The following is a 538-nucleotide window of genomic DNA, read 5'->3' as shown; positions in this document are numbered from 1 at the left end:
GTAAGAGGTCTACATCTAAGGGAGTCATGAAAGGATCTCGGCTGGGCTGGCGCTCAAACTGCACTCAGATTTGAAAGAGAAGTTTGAAACCGTAACGCCTGTCGGCGCACGCAATAAACCAAACATCGTTTGGGTGCTTTCAACTTCGGCATTGGATGACGTGTTCATGGAATCTACTCTCTTGTAATTGGAATATGCTGCTATTACACAGAACTCTCGATGAGCCACGATAGGTTTTACTGCAACGGTCGCACTTCGAATGTTCTGTATGTATTCGTTTAAATGGGTGAGATGAATGGTCATCTGCAAATGCAGGCGTAAATTTCAGCTTTCGCCTTTCGCAAAACCGAATAACCTTCGAGGGACTTGCACCAGCAACGAATAGCTAACCTGCGTCGAACACTCCAGGGCTTGCAACTGATCGACTACGGTGCTGAAACCGATGCTTTGCTCATGCTGCGTATGCGGCCAGTCGCTGCCCCACACCAACTGGCGAAGGCCGAAACTTTGTTCCAGCAGCGGTAATGCCATTCGAGCG

The 538-nt window shown here is 48.9% G+C and carries 2 protein-coding genes; both read right to left on the bottom strand.

All coding sequences use genetic code 11. From position 1 onward, the window contains the following. Positions 1 to 24: 24 nt before the first annotated feature. Entirely contained in the window at positions 25 to 168 is a 144-nt protein-coding gene (locus AC1DLB_RS31755; protein WP_155944795.1) for a hypothetical protein, read from the bottom strand. 156 nt (positions 169 to 324) lie between these two features. Beyond that, positions 325 to 538, bottom strand: a 214-nt coding sequence (locus AC1DLB_RS31750) for an amidohydrolase family protein (protein WP_477786501.1), incomplete at its 5' end; no start/stop codon positions are given.

Source organism: Pseudomonas sp. 05N434 (assembly GCF_056396965.1).
Note: the sequence above shows the minus strand (reverse complement) of the source record. Positions and strands in the feature narration are given on the sequence as shown.